The sequence below is a fragment of the Bradyrhizobium guangxiense genome, from assembly GCF_004114915.1.
In the GTDB taxonomy this organism is placed as follows: Bacteria; Pseudomonadota; Alphaproteobacteria; order Rhizobiales; family Xanthobacteraceae; genus Bradyrhizobium; species Bradyrhizobium guangxiense.
In genome coordinates, this window is sequence record NZ_CP022219.1 from 1,377,821 (window position 1) to 1,396,403 (window position 18,583).

An 18,583-nucleotide genomic window follows, 5' to 3' on the forward strand; every position below is an offset into this window, starting at 1 on the left:
AACCCGGAATCCATCGAACCACGGAGCGAGCGGCGCAATGGATTCCGGGCTCGCCCTGCGGACGCCCCGGAATGACGGCCAATCCGCCCCCTTTGCCTTGATTCCCACCCCCGCCGTCGATACGGTCCCGCGCGATTCAAACCCCCCGCGAGAGCCTGATCTGACGATGGACGCCTCATTGCCCGCCCATATGCGCCCGGAACGCTCGTTCCAGGGCTTCATCCTCGCGCTCCAGAGGTTCTGGGCCGAGCAGGGCTGCGTGATCCTGCAGCCCTACGACATGGAGATGGGCGCGGGCACCTTCCATCCGGCGACCACGCTGCGCGCGCTTGGGCCCAAGCCCTGGAACGCCGCCTATGTGCAGCCCTCGCGCCGGCCCAAGGATGGCCGTTACGGCGAGAACCCGAACCGGATGCAGCACTACTACCAGTTCCAGGTGATCATGAAGCCGTCGCCGCCGAACCTTCAGGAGCTGTACTTGAAGTCGCTCGCCGCGATCGGCATCGATTCCGCCGTGCACGACATCCGCTTCGTCGAGGACGACTGGGAGAGCCCGACACTGGGTGCCTGGGGTTTGGGATGGGAATGCTGGTGCGACGGTATGGAGGTGAGCCAGTTCACCTATTTCCAGCAGGTCGCGGGCTTCGAATGCGCCCCGGTCGCGGGCGAGCTCACCTACGGGCTGGAGCGCCTCGCGATGTACGTGCAGGGCGTCGATCGCGTCTATGACCTCAACTTCAACGGCCGTGAGGGTGATCAGAAGGTCACCTATGGCGACGTCTTTCTGCAGGCCGAGCAGGAATACTCGCGCCACAATTTCGAACATGCCGACACCGCGATGCTGTTCGAGCAGTTCAAGATGGCGGAAGCGGCCTGCAGAAAGTACCTCGACGCAGGCTGGCACGAAGGCGGCAACAGGAAGCAGCACTTTATGGCGCTGCCGGCCTACGATCAGTGCATCAAGGCCAGTCACGTCTTCAACCTCCTGGACGCGCGCGGCGTGATCTCGGTGACGGAACGGCAGAGCTACATCCTGCGCGTCCGCGAACTGGCAAAAGCCTGCGGCGAGGCCTGGATCCACACTGAAGCGGGCGGAGCGGCCTGATGCCCGATCTTTTGCTTGAACTGTTCTCGGAAGAAATCCCGGCGCGCATGCAAGCCAAGGCGGCCGACGATCTGCGCCGCCTGGTCACCGACAAGCTGGTCGCCGAGGGCCTGGTCTACGAGGGCGCGAAGGCCTTCGCGACGCCGCGACGCCTTGCGCTCACCGTGCACGGCATTCCCGCACGCCAACCCGACCTCAAGACCGAGCGCCGCGGCCCGAAGGTCGGCGCGCCCGACGCGGCCGTGCAGGGCTTCCTGAAGGCGACGGGATTGAAGTCGCTGGATGAAGCAAAAATCCAGCGCGATCCCAAGGGTGATTTCTACATCGGCTTAATCGAGAAGCCGGGCCGCGACGCGATCGACGTGCTCGCGGAAATCCTGCCCGTCATCATCCGCACCTTCCCCTGGCCGAAATCGATGCGCTGGGGCGCGCGCTCGGGCAAGCCGAGCTCACTGAACTGGGTGCGGCCGTTGCACGCGATCACCGCGACCTTCGGGCTCGAGACCGAAGAGCCCGATGTCGTGAAGTTCGAGGTCGACGGCATCGCGACCGGCCAGACCACCTACGGCCACCGCTTTCTCGCGCCGGCACCGATCTCCGTGCGCCGGTTCGAGGACTACGAGGCAAAGCTGCTCGACGCCAAGGTCGTGCTCGATCCCGAGCGCCGCAAGGACGCGATCCTCACCGACGCCAAGCAGCTCGCCTTCGCGCAAGGCTTCGAGCTGGTCGAGGACCAGAACCTGCTCGACGAGGTCGCCGGCCTCGTCGAATGGCCGGTCGTGCTGATGGGCTCGTTCGAGCCGGAGTTCTTGGCGACGCCGGGCGAAGTGATCCGCGCCACCATCCGCAACAACCAGAAGTGCTTCGTGGTGAGTGATCCCAAGAGCACTGACAAGACGGGCAAGCTCGCGAGCAAGTTCATCCTGGTCGCCAATATCGAGGCGACCGACGGTGGTGCGACCATCGTCGCCGGCAACGAGCGCGTGATCCGCGCGCGGCTGTCGGACGCGAAGTTCTTCTACGAGACGGACCTCAAGACCAAGCTCGAGGAGCGGCTGCCGAAGTTCGAGCAGATTGTGTTCCACGAGAAGCTCGGCACCCAGGCTGCGCGCATCAAGCGCATAGAGCGCCTCGCCGCCGAGATCGCGCCGCTGGTCGGCGCCGATGTCGCCAAGGCCACGCGCGCGGCGCATCTCGCCAAGGCGGACTTGCTGACCGAAGTCGTCGGCGAATTCCCCGAGGTGCAGGGCCTGATGGGCAAGTACTACGCGCTGGCGCAGGGCGAGGATTCCTCCGTCGCCGCGGCCTGCGAGGAGCACTACAAGCCCCAGGGGCCTGCCGATGGCGTGCCGACCGATCCGGTCAGCGTTGCCGTGGCGCTCGCCGACAAGATCGACACGCTGGTCGGTTTCTGGGCGATCGACGAGAAGCCGACCGGCAGCAAGGACCCCTATGCTTTGCGTCGCGCGGCGCTCGGCGTGATCCGGTTGATTGCCGAGAACGCGTTGCGTCTGTCGCTCATGAAGGTGGCGGGATCGGCGCTCGCCGGCTTGTCGGTGAAGCCAGCCGATGCCTCGAAGCTTCCGAGCGACCTCCTTGCCTTCTTCGCCGATCGCCTCAAGGTCCAGCTCCGCGAGCAGGGCGCGCGCCACGATCTCGTTGATGCCGTGTTTGCGCTCGGCGGCCAGGACGATCTCCTGATGATCGTCCGCCGCGTCGAGGCGCTCGGCAAATTCCTCGACAGCGACGACGGCAAGAACCTGCTTGCCGGCACCAAGCGTGCCAGCAACATCCTCTCGATCGAGGAGAAGAAGGACAAGCGCACGTTCGACGGTGCGCCGGATGCCGCGCTCTACAGCCTCGCTGAGGAGAAGGCGCTGGCGAAGGCGATCGGTGAGGTCAAGGCGGAAGCCAGCGCCGCCGTTGCGAAGGAAGACTTTGCCGCCGCGATGAGTGCGATGGCAAAGCTGCGTCCGCCGGTCGATGCGTTCTTCGACAAGGTCCGCGTCAACGACGACGATGCGAAGGTGCGCGAGAACCGCCTGAAGCTCCTCAACGAGATCCGCAGCGCCACGCGTGCGGTGGCGGATTTTTCGAAGATCCAGGATTGAGGCGCGGCCGCGCGGCAAATGCCGCTTTCATTCCGGGCTCGCGCCAAGTGGCGCGCCCCGGAATGACAGAGCAAAAGATGCCCCGCCCGGCGGGGGGAAGACCGGACGGGGCCTGATGTCCGATAATACTGCTCGCGCCAGTCTGATGGAGCGCGCCGGACATCTAGTCGATTGTCAGTCGGTCGATCTCAGTCCAGCACTTCGACGACGCGGCGTGAGCGCGGCTCGACCAGCACGGTCTCCCCGTTCACGACGGTGTAGCGATAGGTGGTGGCGCCGAAACGTTGCGGCACGTCATAATAGGTGATGCCGCTCTCAGGTAAGGTGGCACCGACCACCACGCGATCCGGAACGCGGAAGGGCGGCACCCGTTGTTCGACGACATATTCGCGGAAGGCGGGCCGTTGTTCGACGGCGATTGTCGCGGCGCTGTCGACCACGGCGGGGGCACGTCCGATCGTGACATCGCTTTGCGCCTGCGCCGCAAGGGGCGAGCCGATCGCGGCCGCGAGCGCTGCGAGAGCAAGAATCCTGTTCCGCATGGACAACTCCTTCGACGTGATTCTTCGGACGCGCCAAGGGCGCGTTCTGGTTGCCAATGCATGGCCGGCTGCCAATGTTCCGGGAAAAGGCCTGCCGCATTCGCGGCAATTTCGGGCAGTTTTCGTGAGGCAGGGAACTCCCAGCGCGCCTTGCGCATCTCTACTCCCGGAACCCAGCCGGCTATGATCCGCGCGCGATTCGCCTCACCTCCACAGAAAGATAGTTCATGCACATCACCGTCGCCCACATTTCGCCGATCCTATCGTTGATTGCGGGCGTGCTCATCCTGATCATGCCGCGGCTCCTCAACTTGATCGTCGCGATCTTCCTCATCGTCAACGGCGCGATCGGGCTCGGGCTCCTGAAGTGGCTCCGCTTCTAGGCGTTCACTTTTCGGAACTGTCCGACTTGCGCGGGCCCGCCCAAAATGGTGTAAGGCCCGCGATTTCCCATTCCTCTCGCAGGTTGTGTGCAAGCTATGGCCAAAGCCGCCTCGAAGCCGAAGAAAATCCTAGTGAAATCAAAGCCATCCGCTGCCGCGAAGGCTGCGCCGCCGGCCCGCAAGGCGCTGGCCAAGAGCGCGCCGAAGCCGGTCGCCAAATCTGCTGCCAAGTCCGCTGTGAAGCCGGCGGCAAAGGCAGCGACCAAGGCGGCTGCACCGAAGGTCGCTGCCAAGCCCGCAGCGAAGAAGGCTGCCCCAGCGAAGGCGGCGCCCGCAGCGGCCAAGGCCGGCAAATGGGTGTTCACATTCGGCGACGGCAAGGCCGAGGGCCGGACCGAGATGCGCGACCTGCTCGGCGGCAAGGGGGCGAACCTCGCCGAGATGGCCAATCTCGGCCTGCCGGTGCCTCCGGGCTTCACCATCCCGACCTCGGTCTGCACCTATTTCTACGCCCACGACAAATCCTATCCGAAGGAGCTGCAGTCGCAGGTTGAGAAGGCGCTCGCCTATGTCGGCAAGTTGACCGGCAAGACCTTCGGCGACGCCAAGAACCCGCTGCTCGTCTCGGTGCGCTCGGGTGCGCGCGCCTCGATGCCGGGCATGATGGACACGGTGCTTAATCTCGGCCTCAACGACCAGACCGTGGAAGCGCTGGCCGAGCTGTCGGGCGACCGCCGCTTCGCCTATGACAGCTATCGCCGCTTCATCACCATGTATTCGGACGTGGTGCTCGGCTTCGAGCATCATCACTTCGAGGAAATCCTCGACACCTTCAAGGACAGCCAGGGCTACACGCTCGACACCGATCTGTCCGCCGACGACTGGGTCGAGCTGGTCGGCAAGTACAAGGACGCGGTCGCGCGCGAGACCGGCAAGGACTTCCCGCAGGATCCGCATGATCAGCTCTGGGGCGCGATCGGCGCCGTGTTCTCATCCTGGATGAACGCGCGCGCGGTGACCTACCGCAAGCTGCACGACATTCCGGAATCCTGGGGCACCGCGGTCAACGTGCAGGCCATGGTGTTCGGCAACATGGGCGAGACCTCGGCCACCGGCGTTGCCTTCACCCGCAATCCCTCGACCGGCGAGAGCAAGCTCTACGGCGAGTTCCTGATCAACGCGCAGGGCGAGGACGTGGTGGCGGGCATCCGCACGCCGCAGGACATCACCGAGGAAGCGCGCAAGGAATCGGGCTCCGACAAGGCCTCGATGGAATCGGCGATGCCGGAAGCCTTCAAGGAGCTGACGCGAATCTACACGCTGCTCGAGAAGCACTACCGCGACATGCAGGACATGGAGTTCACGGTCGAGCAGGGCAAGCTCTGGATGCTCCAGACCCGCGGCGGCAAGCGCACCGCGAAAGCGGCGCTGCGCATCGCGGTCGAGCTCGCCAATGAAGGCCTGATCTCGAAGAAGGAAGCGGTCACCCGCATCGATCCGGCTTCGCTCGACCAGCTCCTGCATCCGACCATCGATCCCAACGCCAAGCGCGACGTGATCGCGACCGGCCTGCCGGCTTCGCCGGGCGCGGCGTCCGGCGAGATCGTGTTCTCCTCGGACGAGGCGGCCAAGCTTCAGGGCGACGGGCGCAAGGTCATCCTGGTCCGCATCGAGACCAGCCCGGAAGACATCCACGGCATGCACGCCGCCGAAGGCATTTTGACCACCCGCGGCGGCATGACCTCGCACGCGGCGGTGGTCGCGCGCGGCATGGGCAAGCCCTGCGTCTCCGGCTGTGGCACCATCCGCGTCGATTACGGCCGTGGCACCATGAGCATCGGCTCGCGCACCTTCAAGACCGGCGACGTCATCACCATCGACGGCTCGCTGGGCCAGGTGCTCGCTGGCCGCATGCCGATGATCGAGCCGGAGCTGTCCGGCGAGTTCGGCACGCTGATGAATTGGGCCGACCAGGTCCGCAAGATCGGTGTCCGCGTCAACGGCGACACGCCCGACGATGCACGCACCGCGATCAAGTTCGGCGCAGAAGGCATCGGCCTGTGCCGCACTGAGCACATGTTCTTCGAGGAGACCCGCATCCGTACGGTGCGCGAGATGATCCTCTCCGAGGACGAACAGTCTCGCCGCGCCGCGCTCGCCAAGCTGCTGCCGATGCAGCGCGCCGACTTCGTCGAGCTGTTCGAGATCATGAAGGGCCTGCCGGTCACGATCCGTCTGCTCGATCCGCCGCTGCACGAGTTCCTGCCGCACACCCATGCCGAGGTTGAGGAAGTGGCGCGTGCCATGAACACCGACCCGCGGCGCCTCGCCGATCGCGCGCGCGAGCTCTCGGAGTTCAATCCGATGCTTGGCTTCCGCGGCTGCCGTATCGCGATCGCTTATCCGGAGATCGCCGAGATGCAGGCGAGGGCGATCTTCGAGGCGGCGGTCGAGGCCGAGAAGCGCACCGGCAAGGCCGTCGGCCTCGAGGTGATGGTGCCGCTGATCGCGACCAAGGCCGAGCTCGATCTCGTCAAGGCGCGGATCGATTCCACCGCCCAGGCCGTGATGCGCGAAACCAACACCAGGCTGGCCTATCAGGTCGGCACCATGATCGAGCTGCCGCGCGCCTGCCTGCTCGCGGGCGAGATCGCTCAGTCGGCTGAGTTCTTCTCGTTCGGCACCAACGACCTCACGCAGACCACCTACGGCATCAGCCGCGACGATGCGGCGAGCTTCCTCGGTCCCTACCTGGCGAAGGGCATCCTGTCGGTCGATCCCTTCATTGCGCTGGACCAGGAAGGCGTCGGTGAGCTCGTCAAGATCGGCGTCGCGCGCGGCCGCAAGACGCGGGCGAAGCTCAAGGTCGGCATCTGCGGCGAGCACGGCGGCGATCCCGCCTCCGTCGCCTTCTGTCACAATATCGGCCTCGACTACGTTTCCTGCTCGCCCTACCGCGTGCCGATCGCCCGTCTTGCCGCCGCGCAAGCCGCTCTCGGCAAGGAGATCGCAAGCCAGGCGTAAGGCGAGGCGCAGGATTGAATTGAGAGAGGCGGGGGTTTGGCTCCGCCTCTTTTTATTTTGTACGTCACTCTCTCCACGCCGTCATTGCTTCGCTGCGCTCGCAATGACGAGCTTGGGGATGCGCCTGCCACACACTCGCTGTCATCGCCCGGCTCGACCGGGCGATCCAGTATGCCGAGACGGTCGTGATGGAATCGAGAAGCTGCGGCGTGCTGGATGCCCCCGGTCAAGCCGGGGCATGACAGCAGTTGTTGTCGCAACATCGGTATCTCACCACTCGTCCCGTATTGATACGTCAGTGCAAGAGTTCCTTCACCATTCGCGTTGACCGATTGTTTACCGCTTCGAATGAGGCGGCATTTACCAACGCGCGTCATCGCTCCGTGAAAACACCTGTGTTCGCTTGAGTGTGCTGCATGCGCAACGCCGATTAACGCCCCGGCAACCTAAATTGGATACTTACGATAAAGATCGAATTGCACGGACGTACTGCGGTTCGGTTTTTCTGGCGTAAGCGTAGCGTGAGCGTGTTGATGTCAGTGTTGCGTAACCATCCGAAGGGCGCGCGGTTCGCGTCCTTCGGCATCGGTCTCTGCATCTTCGCATTGATGCCGAGAGAGACCGGCTATCAGGACATTGCCTCTCTGCTGGCGCGCCAACCCGGCGTCGCCGAGCGTTGGCAGAAGCAGGTGTTTTCCGCGGCGTCCTCGATCCAGCTCGCGACCTACAGTTTTTCGCGGCCCATCGGCACTTCGGTTCCGCAGAGCGCGATGGTTCGCCTGGCCAGCCTCGACGGCCACGACGTCACCGGCGCGATCAGACGCAATCCGGCGCTGCAGACCGCGCCGCGCTACCAGGCTTCCGACTTTCCCAAGGTCGATCGCTCCATGAAGGGTGACCGCCTCGCGATCATGACCCCGGCAGCACCTTCCGATACGGCGGCGCCGGGTGCACCGCCCGCGCAGGAAGATCCCGCGACCTCGAACAGCTCGGTGTTCGGCGCCAAGACCGTCGCCCTGCCACAGGCGATGTCACCGGAATCCGCCGCCGCGCTCGATCCCGAGCTGCAGGAAGCGCTGCGCGCGCCACCGCTGCCGCAATACACCAACGCACCGCAGGCCAGCGACGCCGCGCGCGCGCTCGCGACCGCTCCGCTGGAGGCGTTCAAGCGGGCCGCCACCGCGCCCGCACCGTCGCGCGATCCCTTCAGCGTCAAGACCTCGAACCTCTTCTTCGGCAGCTCCTCGCTCGGCGGCAATCTGGAAAGCATCGAGAGCTGGCAGCCCGGCGCCGAGCCGCTGATCGTGATGCCCGATCCCGACATGAAGGTGACGGCCTCGCTGTCGCCCCCGACGGTGGAAATCGCCAAGGACATCGAGAGCGGCGAGAGCGTTGCGCCGAAGGGCGAGGTCAACGTCGACAACCAGCGCACGAGGTCGCCGGCGGAGCGGCTCCCGCTCGATACCAAGTCGCGCGCCAAGTCCGAGAAGTGCCTCGCCGAAGCCGTCTATTTCGAATCCCGCGGCGAGGCCGTACGCGGCCAGATCGCGGTGGCGCAAGTCGTGATGAACCGCGTGTTCTCAGGCAAATATCCCGACACCGTGTGCGGCGCGGTCTATCAGAACAAGCACCGTCCCCTCGCCTGCCAGTTCACCTTCGCCTGCGACAACAATGCCGACGTGATCCGCGAGCCCGAGATGTGGGAGCGCGCCAAGAAGATCGCGAAAGCCATGCTCGACGGCCAGATCTGGCTGCCCGAGGTCGGCAAGTCCACCCATTACCACGCCTATTGGGTGCGCCCGTCCTGGGTCGCCGAGATGAAGAAGATGTACCGGACCGGCGTGCACACCTTCTACCGCCCGCGCGCCTGGGGTGACGGCAGCGAAGAGCCGAGCTGGGGCACGCCGGCCCAGACCGCCGCGCTCTCGGCCGAACTCGCGCAGGAAGCCAAGAGCTCCGCGGAATTGGGGGCGACCGAGCGGAGGTAGGTTTACTTACTCACCATGCCGCAGGTCTGCTCCCTCTCCCGGCTCGCGGGGAGAGGCGAAGACATCACATCTCGATATCCAGCGCACAGTCGAAATTCGGTGCCGAATGCGTCAGCGCGCCGGCTGATGCATAATCGACGCCGGTCGCGGCGATCGCGGCGGTCGACTCCAGCGTGACGCCGCCGGATGCCTCCAGTGCGAGACGACCCCCGTTGAGCCTCACCGCCTCGCGCAGGGTTGCAAGGTCCATGTTGTCGAGCAGCACGGCGTCGGCGAGCCCGCTGTCGAGCACCTCGCGCAGTTGCGACAAGGTATCCACCTCGATCTCGATCTTGACGAGATGGCCGGCATGGGCGCGGGCACGCGTCAGCACCGCACCGACGCCGCCGGCGACCGCAATGTGGTTGTCCTTGATCAGGATCGCGTCGTCCAGACCGAAGCGGTGGTTGAAGCCGCCACCGCAGCGCACCGCGTATTTCTCCAGCGCCCTGAGCCCCGGCGTGGTCTTGCGCGTGCAGCAGATGCGCATCTTCGTGCCTTCTGTGCGAGCGACATAATCCGCCGTCAGCGTCGCGACGCCCGACAGGCGGCCGACGAAGTTCAATGCGGTACGCTCGGCGGTGAGAATGGCGCGCGCGGGGCCCGAGATCGTCAGCACCTGCTGTCCACGGGCAACGCGTGCGGCGTCACGGACATGCGCGCGCACCTCGATGTCGGGCGAGAGCTGTTGCAGCGTCGCGAGCGCGAGCGGCAGGCCTGCGACCACGCCGGATTGGCGCGCGACCAGGACGGCCTCGGCCTTGGTCCCGTCCGGGATCGTCGCAAGCGAAGTGATGTCGCCGGCGCGGCCGAGATCCTCGTCGAGCGCGCGCTGCACGGCCGCCTCGATTGCGAGCGGCGAGAGAAAGGCGTCGGGATTTAGCAGTGAGGTCGGGGTCATCATAAACGGCTCCATCAGGCGATCACGGGTCGGGCGGCGCGGGGCGACGGGCTCAAGCCATCGGCTATCTCACGCACCGCGGCGAACGAGGTCATCGTTCTCCGCGCCGGTGCGGAAATGTCCGCCGGATGGTCGGAGCGGAAATGCGCGCCGCGGCTTTCGCGCCGGCGCCACGCCGAGGCTGCGACGAGCAGGGCCGACGTCGCCATGTTGCGCAGCGTGATGCTCGTTGCCTCGCGTTCGAGCGCGGCAAAGCTGCGCACGGCTTCGACGAGGCCGTCATCGTCGCGGACCACGCCGACGCAGGCGCTCATCGTCGCCCGCAGCCGCTTCACGGCCGCAGCATCCGGTGCACGACCGCGCGGTGTCACCACCGCATCGGGAAGGCGGGCAGGCGAGGGGAGCGCACGGCCGGCGATGTCGTCAGCGATGCGCGCGGCGTAGACCACGGCCTCGAGCAGCGAATTCGAGGCGAGCCGGTTGGCGCCGTGTGCGCCGGTCGACGAAACCTCGCCGCCGGCCCAGAGCCCGTCGATCGAGCTGCGGCCGCGGCCGTCCACCGCGATGCCGCCCATGTGATAATGCGCAGCCGGCGCGATCGGGATGGGCTGCGTTGCCGGATCGATACCGGCGGCGATGCAGCTTGCATGCACGGTCGGAAACTTGTCGGCGAAGCGCGCGCCCAGCGCCTGGCGCGCATCGAGGAAGGCGCCTCGCCCGGCCGCGATCTCGGCGAACCCGCCGGGAGCCACGATGTCGCGCGGCGCGAGCTCGGCGAGTGGGTGGCGCGCCACCATGAAGTGTTCGCCGTTGCCGTTGATCAGCGTGGCGCCTTCGCCGCGCAACGCTTCGGTCGCGAGCGGTGCCGGGTCGCTTCCGGCCATGATGGCGGTCGGGTGGAACTGCACGAATTCGGGGTCGGCGATCACGGCACCGGCACGCGCTGCGATCGCAAGGCCCGATCCGACGGCCTCGAGCGGATTGGTCGTGATGGCATAGAGGTGTCCGATGCCGCCGGTGGCCAGCACCACCGCGCGCGCGGCGAGCAATCGCGGCCTTGCCGATGAGTTGCCGGCCTCGCGCAATTGCAGGCCCGTGACGGCACCGTTCTCGGTCAACAGGGTCTCGGCGATGAGACCTTCGATGACGCGGATCGACGGCGTGCGGCGCACCGCTTCAGTCAAGGCCGCGATGATCGCGGCCCCCGCGCCGTCGCCGCGCACATGGACGATGCGCCGGGCCGAATGTGCCGCTTCGCGTCCGACCGCGAGCCTGCCTTCGAGGTCGCGATCGAAGGGGACGCCATAGCTCAGGAGATCGTGAATGCGAGGCGCGGCCTCGCGCGCAATTCCAAGCGCGACCGCCTCGTCGACGAGGCCGCCGCCGACCGCGATGGTATCGGCGGCATGCGCCTCTGGTGTGTCGCCCTCGGCGACGGCCGCTGCAATGCCGCCTTGCGCCCATGCCGATGAGGCGCCCTGTCCGAGCGGCGCCGCCGAGATCAAGGTCACCGGCCGCGGCGCGAGCTTCAGCGCACAGAACAATCCGGCAAGGCCGCCGCCGACGATGACGACCTCGTCGGTGCGGGCGAGGTTGTGGATGTTGTCGGTCATGTCTTCTCCATTCACTCCGCTGTCGTCCCTGCCAAAGCAGGGACCCATACGCCATGGTGTTTTCTGCTGCGGTTTGCCTTCAATTCTTCAGATTGATCATCCGCTCAACCGAGCGCCGCGCTCGCATCGCGAGCGCGGGATCGATCGTGACTTCCTCGCGGAGCGTCAGCAGACTGTCCAAAATGTTGGCGAGCGTGATGCGCTTCATGTGCGGGCAGAGATTGCAGGGACGCAGCATCTCGACATCAGGCAGCTCGGCCCGGACATTGTCGGCCATCGAGCATTCCGTGATCATCACCAGCCGCCGCGGCCGCTTCTCGCGCACCCAGTTGATCATGTGGGCGGTCGAGCCGGTGAAGTCGGCCTCCGCCAGCACGTCAGGCGGACATTCCGGATGCGCGATGATCTGCACGGACGGATCGGCTTCGCGAAAGGCGCGCAGCTCTTCGCCCTTGAAACGCTCGTGCACCTCGCAGGCGCCCTTCCAGGCGATGATCTTCACGTCGGTCTTCGAGGCCACGTAAGTGGCGAGATAGCGATCGGGCAGGAAGATCACGCTTGGAGCGCCCAGGCTCTCGACCACCTGCACAGCGTTCGACGACGTGCAGCAGATGTCGACTTCGGCCTTCACCTCTGCGGAGGTGTTGACATAGGCGACAACGGGAATGCCGGGAAATTTCTCGCGGAGCAGGCGAACGTCGGCGCCGGTGATGCTGGCGGCCAGCGAACAGCCGGCGCGCGGGTCCGGGATCAGGACGGTCTTGTCCGGGTTAAGCAGCTTCGAGGTCTCGGCCATGAAGTGCACGCCGCACTGGACGATGACCTTGGCCCGCACCTTTGTGGCCTCGACCGCAAGTTGGAGCGAGTCGCCGCCGATGTCGGCGACGCAGTGGAAGATCTCCGGTGCCTGGTAGTTGTGTGCGAGGATCACCGCGTCTCGCGCGCGCTTCAGCTCGTTGATCGCCCGGATCGTCGGCGCCATCAGCGGCCACTCGATCGGCGGGATCACGTGCTTCACGCGTTCATAGAGGGGTGCCGTGGCGCGCTCGACCTCCGGCGTCCATTCCAGCGCGGGCGCCGGCAATTTCGGTGCCGTTCGCGCCGGTGCGGCACGGGAGGCGGTGACTTGGCCTTGCGGCCGGTTGGCAAAGTCGTCGGGGCCGTAAATTCCAGCAATCGGCATCGAAGCCTCCCTTGCGTGTCAATTATGCTCAATCTGAGTATATTTGGGCCCCAAATCATCCGGCCGAGAGGCCAGCGCAAGCTTCATCTAGGACTTGATATACTCAATATGAGCAAATCTAAAAATAGCATGCACTGCGAGAGATGGCCAGACCCTGCCGCACACATTTCCGTCAAGCCGCGGCTGACGCGTCGGGCGAGGCCACGTCGAAATGCAATGCTCCCGCGGTAGCTCCCCATGGAATGCAACCGTTTTTGACTTGGGGTTTTCATGCAAGTGCATTAAACGGCTGGTTCGCGGGCGCTGCTTCGGTCCGCCAACGACAGACGAGGAACACCATGTCGACATCAGCTGGCGAACTTGCTCCGGCCTCTCGTTCCTCCAATTGGCGCCCCCCCGCCGTTATCATCCTGTGCGGTTGCGCGATCGGCATGCTCGGCTTCGGTCCGCGCTCGGCGCTCGGCTTCTTCGTGCAGCCGATGAGCCACGAGTTCTCCTGGGGCCGCGATGTGTTCGGCCTCGCGATTGCCGTACAGAATCTGTTGTGGGGCCTGGGCCAGCCGTTCGCCGGTGCGGTCGCGGATCGCTTCGGCCTGTTCCGGGTGATGTGCGTTGGCGCTCTGCTCTATGCCGGCGGCCTGCTGCTGATGCGCTATTCCTCGACGCCGCTGTCGCTCGACATCGGCGCCGGTGTGATGGTCGGCTTCGGCCTTGCCGGCTGTTCGTTCAATCTGGTGCTATCGGCTTTCAGCAAGCTGTTGCCGGCCGAGAAGCGCGGCCTGGCGCTCGGCGCCGGCACCGCAGCGGGCTCGTTCGGGCAGTTTCTGTTCGCACCGATCGGCGTTGCGCTGATCGACAATTTCGGCTGGCAGCAGGCGCTCTCGGTGTTCGGCTTTCTGATGCTGCTGATCATCCCGCTGTCGCTGGCGCTCTCGACGCCGCCGGTCGCACATGCGGCAAACGCGACACCGGCGGATGAGCAGAGCTTCACCAGGGCGCTTGCCGAAGCCTTCGGCCACCGCTCCTACGTGCTGCTGGTGCTCGGCTTCTTCACCTGCGGCTTCCAGCTGGCCTTCATTACCGTGCATCTGCCGGCTTTCCTGGTCGATCGCGGCATCTCCGCGCAAACCGGAGGCTGGGTGATCGCGGCAATCGGGCTGTTCAACATCATCGGCTCGCTCAGCGTCGGCTATCTCCAGAACTCATTGCCCAAGCGCTACATCCTCTCGACCATCTACTTCACGCGCGCGCTGGCAACGCTCGCCTTCATCTCGTTCCCGATCACGCCGTTCTCGGCGATCGCATTCGGCGCGATCTCCGGCCTAACCTGGCTGTCCACGGTGCCGCCGACCTCGGCGCTGGTGGCGCTGATGTTTGGCACGCGCTGGCTTGCGACGCTCTATGGCTTCGCCTTCGTCAGCCATCAGGGCGGCGGCTTCCTCGGGGTCTGGCTTGGCGGCATCGTGTTCGAGCGCTTCGGTTCCTACACCCCGATCTGGTGGCTCTCCATCCTGTTCGGCGTGCTCTCCGCGTTGATCAATCTTCCGATCGTCGAGAAACCGGTGGCACGGGCGGTTGCGCAGCCTGCCTGATCGGCTAAACATCCTGGACAAACACGTCAGGGAGTTCAGTCGTGGCCACATTCAAGGCGATCCGGATCGACAAGGCGGACAAGGGCACCACCGCCGCGCTCACCCAGTTCGATGAAGCCGAGCTGATGGAGGGCGACGTCACCGTCCGGGTCGAATGGTCGACGCTGAACTACAAGGACGGCCTTGCGCTCACCGGCAAGGCGCCGGTGGTGCGCCGCTTCCCGATGATCGCCGGCATCGATTTCGCCGGCACGGTCGAAACGTCCTCGCACCCGCAGTGGAAGGCTGGCGACAAGGTCGTCTGTACCGGCTGGGGCATGGGCGAGACCCATCTCGGCGCCTACGCCGAGAAGGCGCGGGTGAAGGGCGACTGGCTGGTCGCCCTTCCGCAGGGCCTGTCGGCGCGCGATGCTATGGCGATTGGCACCGCCGGCTTCACGGCGATGCTCTCGGTGCTGGCGCTGGAGAAGCACGGTCTATCGCCGAAGAGCGGCCCCGTGGTGGTCACGGGCGCGGCCGGCGGCGTCGGATCGGTCGCCACCGCCGTGCTCTCCAAGCTCGGCTACCACGTCATCGCCTCGACCGGCCGCGCCGCGGAGGCCGACTATCTGAAGCACATCGGCGCCGCTGAGATCATCGACCGCAACGAATTGTCGGGGGCGGCCAAGCCGCTGGCGAAGGAGCGCTGGGCGGGCGGCGTCGACAGCGTCGGCTCGACCACGCTGGCGAATCTGCTGTCGATGACGAAGTACGGCGGAGCCATCGCAGCCTGTGGCCTGGCGGCCGGTATGGACCTGCCGTCTTCTGTCGCGCCCTTCATTTTGCGTGGAGTGTGCCTTCTCGGCATCGATTCGGTGATGTGCCCGATTGAGCCGCGGAAAGCTGCCTGGCAGCGTCTGGCCTCCGATCTCGATAGAGCAAAACTGTCTGAAATCACTCATGAAATTTCGCTTGAGGAGGTTCCTCAATGGGGCGCGAAAATCCTGGCCGGTGAGGTCCGCGGCCGTATCGTGGTAAAAATTCTCTAACGGCGTTCAGACTTTACCAACCAAGCTGCTTCAATGTCGCCATGGTTAGTATGGTAAGCAGCGGGTAAAGAGATAAGGCATCGCCCGCTGCGGGGGTCGGTTCGGAGTTGAGCATGCTTGCGCGTATTGTGTTGGGGGCTGTCACGGCGGCAGCAACGTTTGCGCCGGCCATTGCCGGAAGCATGAATGCCGACGAGGCACGTCGCTTCGTGGCTGGCAAAGTGTTCGCCTTCACCTGTTTCGACGGCACCCGCGGTGCAGGCCGCATCCTCGACGATCTCGGTGCTGCCGGTGCGGTGCAGTTCTCGGGCGCAGGCCCGGTCAAGCATCTCCGCCTGCCCGGCAATACGCTTCAGATCCGCGGCCAGAACGTCTGCGCCTCGATCAAGGGCATTCCGTTCGAGCCCTGCTTCAATCTGGAAAAGACCGATGATCGCAGCTTCCGCGGCTCGGTGTCGGGCATGGGCTTCGCCTATTGCGACTTCCACCACCAGGGCGGCAACCAGATGCTGATGGCGCGCGCTGCGGCGCGGCCGCGCTCGATCCATAGGTCGGAGCATACCGGCTCGATCGGGACGTCGAACACCGAGGTCGCCGCGCGCGTGGAGACGCCGCGTGTCGAGAGCAGTCGGCTGGAGCCGGTGAAGGCGGAGATCAAGTCGGAGCCCGCCAAGAACGAGGCCCCGCTGGAGCTGCGCCGTTCGACCCAGTGAGACCGCGGCGCGGGACAGTCCGCGTACTTTGTTGTTGAACACAGCCATCGAACACGAAGCCGCCGCGCCGTAGTCATACGGACGGCGGCCTTCATGCGTTGGTAGCTGTTCGCGCCCCAGTTTGCGTACGGCCGGGGGGCGCGGCCCGATAAAAGGGTTCAACGATGTCGCTGTACTTCTTCCGCATCAGTACCGGCCGCTATTCCGGCGCCGCCGACCAGCCGTACGAGTTCGAGGATCGCGCAGCCGCCTGGACGGAGATGACCGAGGTCTGCGCCAATCTGCTCGGTGGCATCGCCCGCAGCCTGAAGCCGAACGCCCAGTGGTGCATGGAGCTGCTCGACGAGGACAAGAAGCCGGTCTTTCGCATCAGCCTTGTCGGCGAGACCGTCGGATGCAGAACACCCTAGACCCGACCTCCAGCTGTAATTTACAACTATGGCGAGATCATTTCTCTTCGCGTTCAATCATTTAGCGTAAAAGTTCCGTATTTCTGCGAGTGATGTCTTTAACCAAATCGGAACGTGAGGCGCTCAATTTTTGGGCAAGGGCGCAGTCAACGCCTAGGAGCAGTCGACAATGACTCGGCTGCGCATTCCTTCGGGGGAAACTGCCCATGTTGAGCCTTGTTCAGAACTTGAAAATCGGCACCAAGCTGGCGATTGCTTCGGCACTCGGGGTGCTCCTGGTCGGAGCCATGATCGCGAGCCAGATGCTCGGCAATGTCAGTGTCCGCGAGATCACAGAAAGCGCGGTTGCGCAGCAGCAGATCGCGCGCGACGCGGTGAAGACCGAGGGCGCTGTTCGCCGCATGCAACTCGCCGTACGAGACCTTCGTCTGGCCAATAGCCAGGCCGATATCCAAAAGGCGAATCAGAGTTTGGAGGAACAGCAGAAATCGATCAGCTTGTTGGTTGATCGGATGCTGCGCCTGTCGCACGAGGCTGAGAACCGCCCCCGCATGGAGAAGTTGAGATCGCTGGCCGCGGATTATGGAAAGGCCGCGCAGCAGATTTCTGGCGTCCGCGGCGAGATAGTGGCTGCGAGCGGCGCAGATGGTGCGTCGCGTGCCGCCAAGCTCAATGAAGACGCTGTACGCATCGCTCGCGAGGTGACCCTGCCGATTGCCGCCCAACTCGATGTCCTGACCGGTCAAATCGCCGACTACGGGAGCCGCAAATCTGAAGAGAAGAATGCCGCGTCCGCAGCCCAAATGCGATCGAGCGAGCAGCTTGCGATCATGGTCGGCGCGCTCGCCATGCTCGTCCTCGTTGGCTCCTGGCTGATGTCGTTCGTGGCTATCGCCCGGCCGATCCGCGCGCTCACCGTCGCCATGGACAAGCTCGCCGGCGGCGATTTCTCCGTGGTGCTGCCCGGGCTCGGCCGCAAGGACGAGGTCGGCGGCGTTGCTGCGGCCGTCGAGAAATTCAAGATCGTATCCGAACAAAAGGCGCGCGAAGAGGCCGAGGCCAAGATCAGGCAGGATCAGGCTGCGGCCGCGCAGCGCAAGGCCGAGATGCACAAGCTGGCTGACGGCTTCGAAGCCGCGATCGGCGAAATCGTCGACACCGTGTCCTCGGCTGCAACCGAACTGGAAGCTTCCGCGTCGACCCTGACATCGACTGCGTCGCGTGGACAGGAGCTCACCACGATGGTTGCCGCCGCCTCCGAGGAGGCGTCCACCAACGTGCAGTCGGTGGCGTCGGCCACCGAGGAGCTGTCGTCATCGATCACCGAGATCAGCCGACAGGTGCAAGAATCCGCCCGTGTCGCGGGCGACGCGGTAAACCAGGCCCGCACCACAACCGATCGTGTCGGCGAGCTGTCCGCCGCCGCGGCGCGGATCGGCGACGTCGTCGAACTGATCAACACCATCGCCGGCCAGACCAATCTGCTGGCGCTCAATGCAACCATCGAGGCCGCGCGCGCCGGCGAGGCGGGCCGCGGCTTTGCCGTCGTCGCGTCCGAAGTCAAGGCGCTCGCCGAGCAGACCGCGAAAGCGACCGGCGAGATCGGCCAGCAGATCGCCAGCATTCAGACCGCGACCGAGCATTCGGTTGGCGCCATCAAGGACATCAGCCACACCATCGAGAAGCTGTCCGAGATTTCCTCAACCATCGCGGCTGCGGTGGAAGAGCAGGGCGCCGCGACACAGGAAATTTCCCGCAACGTGCAGCAGGCGGCGGCAGGCACACATCAGGTGTCGTCCAACATCACCGACGTGCAACGCGGCGCGAGCGAGACCGGTTCGGCTTCCTCGCAGGTGTTGTCCGCGGCGCAGATGCTGTCGGGTGACAGCAATCGTCTCAAGCTCGAGGTCGGGAAGTTTCTCGGCAGCGTGCGAGCCGCCTGACAGCGACG

The 18,583-nt window shown here is 65.2% G+C and carries 14 protein-coding genes; 10 read left to right on the forward strand and 4 right to left on the reverse strand.

The features are described from left to right. Positions 1-166: 166 nt before the first annotated feature. A complete protein-coding gene (locus X268_RS06490; RefSeq protein WP_128924160.1) occupies positions 167-1,105 on the forward strand; it encodes a glycine--tRNA ligase subunit alpha in 939 nt (312 codons plus the stop codon). Next, positions 1,105-3,216, forward strand: coding sequence for a glycine--tRNA ligase subunit beta (glyS, locus tag X268_RS06495; RefSeq protein WP_128924161.1), 2,112 nt, complete (start codon positions 1,105-1,107; stop codon positions 3,214-3,216). Before X268_RS06490 ends, glyS begins: the two co-directional genes overlap by 1 nt. 188 nt (positions 3,217-3,404) lie before the next feature. Here the strand turns inward: glyS and X268_RS06500 are convergent, their stop codons facing one another. After that, on the reverse strand, positions 3,405-3,758 hold the full coding sequence (locus X268_RS06500) for a DUF1236 domain-containing protein (protein WP_128924162.1): 354 nt from the start codon (positions 3,756-3,758) through the stop codon (positions 3,405-3,407). Positions 3,759-3,985: 227 nt separating this feature from the next. Here X268_RS06500 and X268_RS06505 point away from each other — a divergent pair, with 227 nt between their 5' ends. From X268_RS06505 to X268_RS06520, 3 genes are all read left to right on the forward strand, one after another. Next, positions 3,986-4,141 (forward strand): DUF3096 domain-containing protein, encoded by a 156-nt coding sequence (locus X268_RS06505; RefSeq protein WP_008562090.1) that lies wholly within the window; start codon positions 3,986-3,988, stop codon positions 4,139-4,141. Positions 4,142-4,237: 96 nt separating this feature from the next. Next, positions 4,238-7,165 (forward strand): pyruvate, phosphate dikinase, encoded by a 2,928-nt coding sequence (gene ppdK / locus X268_RS06510; protein ID WP_164937574.1) that lies wholly within the window; start codon positions 4,238-4,240, stop codon positions 7,163-7,165. A 533-nt stretch (positions 7,166-7,698) separates the two neighbouring features. Beyond that, positions 7,699-9,153, forward strand: coding sequence for a cell wall hydrolase (locus tag X268_RS06520; protein WP_164937575.1), 1,455 nt, complete (start codon positions 7,699-7,701; stop codon positions 9,151-9,153). A gap of 64 nt (positions 9,154-9,217) precedes the next feature. Here X268_RS06520 and nadC read toward each other — a convergent pair whose 3' ends face one another. From nadC to nadA, 3 genes are all read right to left on the reverse strand, one after another. Further along, positions 9,218-10,096, reverse strand: a complete 879-nt coding sequence (nadC, locus tag X268_RS06525) for a carboxylating nicotinate-nucleotide diphosphorylase (protein ID WP_128924166.1) — start codon at positions 10,094-10,096, stop codon at positions 9,218-9,220. 11 nt (positions 10,097-10,107) lie between these two features. After that, the gene (locus tag X268_RS06530) at positions 10,108-11,706 is read right to left on the reverse strand and encodes an L-aspartate oxidase (RefSeq protein ID WP_128924167.1); all 1,599 of its coding nucleotides are present in this window, start codon (positions 11,704-11,706) and stop codon (positions 10,108-10,110) included. Between the two features lie 79 nt (positions 11,707-11,785). After that, complete coding sequence (gene nadA, locus X268_RS06535; RefSeq protein WP_128924168.1) at positions 11,786-12,889, reverse strand: quinolinate synthase NadA; 1,104 nt, start codon at positions 12,887-12,889, stop codon at positions 11,786-11,788. A 338-nt stretch (positions 12,890-13,227) separates the two neighbouring features. On the opposite strand from nadA, the gene X268_RS06540 reads away from it, so the two are divergent. The 5 genes from X268_RS06540 to X268_RS06560 all read left to right on the forward strand — a co-directional run bounded on the left by X268_RS06540 (position 13,228) and on the right by X268_RS06560 (position 18,575). Further along, positions 13,228-14,481 (forward strand): MFS transporter, encoded by a 1,254-nt coding sequence (locus X268_RS06540; RefSeq protein WP_128924169.1) that lies wholly within the window; start codon positions 13,228-13,230, stop codon positions 14,479-14,481. A gap of 41 nt (positions 14,482-14,522) precedes the next feature. After that, positions 14,523-15,509 (forward strand): acrylyl-CoA reductase (NADPH), encoded by a 987-nt coding sequence (gene acuI, locus X268_RS06545; protein ID WP_128924170.1) that lies wholly within the window; start codon positions 14,523-14,525, stop codon positions 15,507-15,509. A 113-nt stretch (positions 15,510-15,622) separates the two neighbouring features. Continuing rightward, positions 15,623-16,222: a hypothetical protein gene (locus X268_RS06550; protein WP_128924171.1), complete on the forward strand. Its 600-nt coding sequence runs from the start codon at positions 15,623-15,625 to the stop codon at positions 16,220-16,222. Between the two features lie 164 nt (positions 16,223-16,386). Continuing rightward, positions 16,387-16,632, forward strand: coding sequence for a DUF6894 family protein (locus tag X268_RS06555; RefSeq protein ID WP_128924172.1), 246 nt, complete (start codon positions 16,387-16,389; stop codon positions 16,630-16,632). Positions 16,633-16,838: 206 nt separating this feature from the next. Beyond that, positions 16,839-18,575, forward strand: coding sequence for a methyl-accepting chemotaxis protein (locus X268_RS06560; RefSeq protein ID WP_128924173.1), 1,737 nt, complete (start codon positions 16,839-16,841; stop codon positions 18,573-18,575). Positions 18,576-18,583: the final 8 nt, after the last annotated feature.

Bases quoted from the DNA above. Each gene is read 5' to 3' on its own strand.
- X268_RS06530 (WP_128924167.1), bottom strand. From the start codon at position 11,706: ATGACCGACAACATCCACAACCTCGCCCGCACCGACGAGGTCGTCATC.
- ppdK (WP_164937574.1), top strand. From the start codon at position 4,238: ATGGCCAAAGCCGCCTCGAAGCCGAAGAAAATCCTAGTGAAATCAAAG.
- X268_RS06500 (WP_128924162.1), bottom strand. From the start codon at position 3,758: ATGCGGAACAGGATTCTTGCTCTCGCAGCGCTCGCGGCCGCGATCGGC.
- X268_RS06540 (WP_128924169.1), top strand. From the start codon at position 13,228: ATGTCGACATCAGCTGGCGAACTTGCTCCGGCCTCTCGTTCCTCCAAT.
- X268_RS06550 (WP_128924171.1), top strand. From the start codon at position 15,623: ATGCTTGCGCGTATTGTGTTGGGGGCTGTCACGGCGGCAGCAACGTTT.
- X268_RS06490 (WP_128924160.1), top strand. From the start codon at position 167: ATGGACGCCTCATTGCCCGCCCATATGCGCCCGGAACGCTCGTTCCAG.
- X268_RS06555 (WP_128924172.1), top strand. From the start codon at position 16,387: ATGTCGCTGTACTTCTTCCGCATCAGTACCGGCCGCTATTCCGGCGCC.
- glyS (WP_128924161.1), top strand. From the start codon at position 1,105: ATGCCCGATCTTTTGCTTGAACTGTTCTCGGAAGAAATCCCGGCGCGC.
- nadA (WP_128924168.1), bottom strand. From the start codon at position 12,889: ATGCCGATTGCTGGAATTTACGGCCCCGACGACTTTGCCAACCGGCCG.
- X268_RS06520 (WP_164937575.1), top strand. From the start codon at position 7,699: ATGTCAGTGTTGCGTAACCATCCGAAGGGCGCGCGGTTCGCGTCCTTC.
- X268_RS06560 (WP_128924173.1), top strand. From the start codon at position 16,839: ATGTTGAGCCTTGTTCAGAACTTGAAAATCGGCACCAAGCTGGCGATT.
- X268_RS06505 (WP_008562090.1), top strand. From the start codon at position 3,986: ATGCACATCACCGTCGCCCACATTTCGCCGATCCTATCGTTGATTGCG.
- nadC (WP_128924166.1), bottom strand. From the start codon at position 10,096: ATGATGACCCCGACCTCACTGCTAAATCCCGACGCCTTTCTCTCGCCG.